The organism is Actinotalea sp., from assembly GCF_041597215.1.
Classification (GTDB): domain Bacteria; phylum Actinomycetota; class Actinomycetes; order Actinomycetales; family Cellulomonadaceae; genus Actinotalea.
In genome coordinates this window covers 1-4,481 of sequence record NZ_JBFHHB010000248.1, presented here as the reverse complement: position 1 = coordinate 4,481, position 4,481 = coordinate 1, and the positions used below count along the sequence as shown (strand labels likewise).

Genomic DNA, 4,481 nt, shown 5'->3' with positions numbered 1-4,481 from the left:
GCGCACGTGCGCGAGCTCGGGCCGCAGCACCTCCTCCGCCACCTCGACCGTCAGGAAGGCGGGAGGCAGGTCGTGCGCCGCGAGCAGCTCGACCACCAGCGTGGGGAGCTCCCGGTCCAGGAGGCTCCCGGCGGACAGGTTCACGGCGACCGAGAGCTCCTGCCCGGCCGAGCGCCACCTCGCGGCCTGACCGACGGCCCGCGCGAGGACCGCCCGGGTCAGCGGCGCCATCAGGCCGGCAGCCTCGGCCGGGCCGAGGAAGTCGGCCGGGTGGAGCAAGCCGCGCTCGGGGTGCTGCCACCTGACGAGCGCCTCGACGCCGACGACGCGTCCGGTGCGCAGCTCGAGCACGGGCTGGTAGTGCAGGACCAGGGCGTCGGCGAGCAGTGCTGCGCGGAGCTCCTCGGCGAGGTGCAGGCTCTCGGCGCTGTCCTGGGCGTCCCGGTGGAGGCAGGGCGCGCCGGAGATCTTGGCGCAGTACATCGCCCGGTCCGCCTTGCGCAGGAGGGTCGACAGGTCGGTGCCGTGCTCGGGGAACAGGGCGATCCCGATGCTCGCCGAGGAGCGGACCTCGAACCCACCCAGGTCGAAGGGCTCGCTCAGTGCTCGGCCGAGCGACACGGCGACCGCCTCGGACTCGTCCGCGCCGGCGCCCTCGAGCAGGACGGCGAACTCGTCGCCGCCCAGCCGGACGATGAGGTCGTCCGCCCGGAGCGTCGAGCGCAGCCGGCCGGCGACCGCGATCAGCAGCTCGTCGCCCGCATGGTGACCGAGCGAGTCGTTGACCTCCTTGAACCGGTCGAGGTCGAGCAGGAGAAGGGACTGCTGCTGCGACCGATCGGCCAGGCGCAGTCGGCCCGCGTTGTGCAGGGCGCGCCGGTTCGGCAGGCCGGTCAGGGGATCGGTGGTCGCCTGGTCGTTGACCTGCCGCACGAGGGTGAGCATGCGCAGGTAGACCATCGCCAGCAGCGGGACGTAGAAGACCGCGATGACCCCGGCGCTGAAGGGCACCCCCGCGACGAACTGCACCGCGATGATCGCCGGCCCGGTGGCCAGTGCCATCCCGGCGACGGCGATCTGGCGGCTGTGGGGTGGTTCCGGGCGCGGCGGCGTGGGCTGGGAGAGGAGCCGCATCGACGGGTGCAGCGCAGCGGCACCGGTGACGACCATCGCCGGCAGCCACTCGACCGTGAGAGCCCCGGCCCCCGAGGCCAGCGTCGGGAGCTCGGGGACGACATGGGCGACGGCCTGGTAGCCCAGCGTGAGGCCGAGGCCGACGACGACGACGATCGACGAGAGCCGCCCGGCGCCCGGGGCGTACGCCAGGCGCACGAGGAAGGCGAAGACGAGCACGCTCCCGAGGGGGAAGGCCGCGTCCCACCACCGGTCCGCCCCCGTGCCCGCCGCCCAGCTGGGGCCGACGAGGAAGACCACGCTGATCATCAGGGCGGAGGTCGAGACGATGGCCACGTCCAGGATCGCCTCGATGCGCAGGCCCGCGGTCCGGCTCCGGCTCAGCAGCCACAGCCCGGCCGTGACCATCGGGTAGAGCATCAGCCGGATGAGGTCCGGAGCGACCGGGGAGGTCCAGACGGTCCGCTGCTCGAGGGCGAGGAGGGCGCAACCGACCACCCAGAGCGTGAGCGCGGCGGCCATCGCGTACCACGCACCTTCCGCGATGGGGCGGTGCCGACGCGTCCCGACCCCGATCGCCACCGGAGCGGTGGCCGCGACCAGCACGAAGCAGAGGTCGCGCACGGCGGAGTCGGGCAGCAGGAGGACGAGTGCCGCCGCGGCGGTGCCGGCCACGAGGTAGGTCGCCCAAGGCGCAGGCCGACGCGTCATGTCCTCTCATCGGCACCGCGGACCCGCACGAAAGGGGCCTTTCGTCTCATGTCGTGCCGGGCGAGCTGCGCTATCGCCGGGCGGCCCATCGTTGGCCCTGGTGCAACGCACGTTGCGTTGTGTGCCACACTGGTACGTCCCCCTCGTCCTGCACAAGGAGCCCGTGAGTCGTGCCGCCCCGATCCGATGTCGTCGAGCCCGCCGGTCCCGGCAGTGGTGACGGACGCTCGGTGCAGCGGATCCTGACGGTCCTGGACTTCGTGTCGCTGCGTGCGCAGGACGGTGCGCCGGGCGTCGTGGAGATCGCGCGCGGCGTCGGCCTGGAGAAGTCCGTCGTCTCCCGGCTGCTGCGGACCCTCGTCGAGACGGGGCTGCTCGTCCGTGATCCCGGCCTCGGGTACCGCATCGGGCCCCGCCTCTACTCGGTCGCCGCCGCCGCGCAGGACGCCCGCCTCGTCGAGCTCGGCACGCGGGCCATCGCTGTCCTCGCCGACACCTTCGGCGAACGCTCGGAGCTCTACACCCGCACCGGGAACCTGGCGATGTGCGTCGCCACCGCGAGCCCGGACTCCCCGCTCCAGGTCACCGGCTGGGTCGGGCGGACCTACCCGCTGGTCGGTACCGCGGCGGGCCGCGCCCTCCTTCTCGACCTCCACGAACCGGATCTGCGACGGCTCGTCGATGCCGTCGGGATCGGGGTGTCCGGACCGCTCGCACCGAGGACCACCGAGGCTGTGCTCGCGCGGCTCGACGAGGATCGCGAGCGCGGCATCTCCCTCTCCGTCGAGGAGGTCGACCGGGGCCTCCTCGCCCTCGGCGCGCCCGTCCGGAACGCCACGGGTCAGATCATCGCGTCCGTCGTCGTGTCCGGGCCGTCGGACCGGATCACCTCCTGCCTCCCGGACCTCCTGATCGAGCTGCCGGTCCGCGCCGCGGAGGTCTCCGCTGGTCTCCGCCACACGGAGGTCTCCCGCACCCCTCGTCCGGCCTCGCACAGCGAGGCCGAGCACCACTCACCTCAGGAGGTCACACCGTGAGCGATCTACCCGGCTTCCTCGCGAAGCGCTGGGACGAGATCCTGCTGTCCGGGGTCGAGCACCTCCAGCTCGTCCTCGTCCCGATCATCGCCGCGACCATCATCGGGGTCCTGGTGGCTCTGCTCGTCGAGCGGCACGCGATCGTCCGTGAGGTGGTCACGACCACGACGGCGACCCTGCTGACGATCCCCTCGCTGGCGCTCTTCGTGCTGCTGATCCCGCTCGTGGGGCTCGGGCCCACCGGCGCCTACATCGGTCTCACGCTCTACGCGCTCTACCCGATCTTCGTCACCTCGGTGACCGGGCTGAGCACGGTCGACAAGAGCGTCATCGAGTCCGCCCGCGGGATGGGGATGGGGCCGGTCCGTCGCGTCACGATCGCCAAGCTGCCCTTGGCCTGGCCCGTCATCCTGGCCGGGATCCGCACCACCACCACGGTGATCTGTGCGACCGCCGTCGCCGCCGCGTACACCCAGGGTGGCGGCTACGGGACCTACCTGTTCTCCGGGGTGAACCGACTCGGTGGGGCCAACGCCCTCGCCTCGATCATCGTCGGCATCGTCGGGACCGTCCTGGTGGCCCTGCTGCTGGAAGCCGCCTACGCCGTCCTGGAGCGGCTCACCGTGTCGAGAGGAATCCGCTGATCATGACTGCACCCACCACTCCGTCCGGCATCCCGGACGCCGGGGCGAGCCCGGTCGCCGTGACGACTCCCTCCTCCGGCATCGCGGTCCCGCGCCCGATGATCGAGCTCGTCGGGGTCTCCAAGCGCTTCCCCGGCCAGCACGAGCCCGCCGTGCGCCACCTGGACCTCGCGGTCCCCGAGGGCGAGATCGTCATGCTCATCGGCCCGTCGGGCTGTGGCAAGACGACCTCGCTGAAGATGATGAACCGGCTCATCGAGCCGACCTCCGGGCGCATCGTCATCGACGGCAAGGACGTCACCGACGTCGACGTCGACGACCTGCGCCGCACCATCGGCTACGTCATCCAGCAGGTGGGGCTCTTCCCGCACCACACCATCGCCGCGAACATCGGCACCGTCCCGCGTCTGCTCGGCTGGAACAAGGCCAGGATCTCCGCGCGCGTCGACGAGCTGCTCGCCCTGGTCGGTCTCGAGCCCAAGCAGTATCGCGACCGCTACCCCAAGGAGCTGTCCGGTGGGCAGCAGCAGCGCGTGGGCGTGGCCCGTGGCCTTGCCGCCGATCCGGCCGTCATGCTCATGGACGAGCCCTTCGGAGCCATCGACCCGGTCACGCGTGACCGCCTCCAGGACGAGTTCCTCGCCCTTCAGGACCAGGTGAAGAAGACGATCTGCTTCGTCACCCACGACCTCGACGAGGCCGTGAAGCTCGGTGACCGCATCGCCGTCTTCGGCCAGGGCGGGAAGCTGCACCAGTACGACGTGCCCGCCCGGGTGCTCTCCGAGCCCGCGGACGACTTCGTCAGCGAGTTCGTCGGCGGCGGCGCGGCGGTGCGTCGCCTCGCCCTGGTGACGCTCGACGACATGCCGCTGCGGGACGTGCTCAAGTCCGACAAGGGACGGCACTCGCGCGGCGACCTCGTCGCCCAGGTGGACGGCCGTGGGCGCCCCCGTGC

4 protein-coding genes are annotated in these 4,481 nt (G+C 72.0%); 3 read left to right on the top strand and 1 reads right to left on the bottom strand.

Going from position 1 to position 4,481, the window contains the following annotated elements; all coding sequences use genetic code 11:
- On the bottom strand, positions 1 to 1,845 hold a 1,845-nt coding region (locus ABWK99_RS13865), incomplete at its 3' end, for a putative bifunctional diguanylate cyclase/phosphodiesterase (protein WP_372595288.1).
- A 230-nt stretch (positions 1,846 to 2,075) separates the two neighbouring features.
- Here ABWK99_RS13865 and ABWK99_RS13860 point away from each other — a divergent pair.
- The 3 genes from ABWK99_RS13860 to ABWK99_RS13850 all read left to right on the top strand — a co-directional run.
- Positions 2,076 to 2,882, top strand: coding sequence for an IclR family transcriptional regulator (locus ABWK99_RS13860; RefSeq protein ID WP_372595287.1), 807 nt, complete (start codon positions 2,076 to 2,078; stop codon positions 2,880 to 2,882).
- On the top strand, positions 2,879 to 3,526 hold the full coding sequence (locus ABWK99_RS13855; RefSeq protein WP_372595286.1) for an ABC transporter permease: 648 nt from the start codon (positions 2,879 to 2,881) through the stop codon (positions 3,524 to 3,526). The genes ABWK99_RS13860 and ABWK99_RS13855 overlap by 4 nt, the downstream gene beginning before the upstream one ends.
- 98 nt (positions 3,527 to 3,624) lie before the next feature.
- On the top strand, positions 3,625 to 4,481 hold an 857-nt coding region (locus ABWK99_RS13850; protein WP_372595289.1), incomplete at its 3' end, for an ABC transporter ATP-binding protein.